The sequence below is a fragment of the Halorubrum sp. SP9 genome, assembly GCF_005435015.1.
Lineage (GTDB): Archaea > Halobacteriota > Halobacteria > Halobacteriales > Haloferacaceae > Halorubrum > Halorubrum sodomense.
In genome coordinates this window covers 1-271 of the sequence record NZ_SGXU01000633.1, presented here as the reverse complement: position 1 = coordinate 271, position 271 = coordinate 1, and the positions used below count along the sequence as shown (strand labels likewise).

The 271-nt window shown below is 48.3% G+C and carries 1 protein-coding gene; it reads right to left on the bottom strand.

Annotation, left to right across the window (positions count from 1 at the left end; genetic code table 11):
• The coding region (locus tag EXE45_RS21100; RefSeq protein WP_206750530.1) for a hypothetical protein at positions 1-242 on the bottom strand (242 nt) is incomplete at its 3' end.
• Positions 243-271 lie beyond the last annotated feature (29 nt).

Sequence of the window (271 nt, the reverse complement as noted above, 5' to 3'; positions counted from 1 at the left end):
CACTCTTTGAGATGTGAGGAAACAGGAGCGTCAACAGCAGTAATATTTCGGAATGTACCACTCGCCGTTTCGTGGAACTGAAGAACATCAGAGCTTGCCTCAACAGATACGTCCTTATAATCTCCACTAGCACCGTTCGCGGAGAACCGTATTGTTGGATTATCGCTTGTCGAAGTGAGCAGGATGCTGACGGAGAACGTATCAGAAGGTTGTGGGTAGTTTTTCAGGCCGCGAGATGACACCAAGACTTGAGGGTTCGAGTCTGTGATAC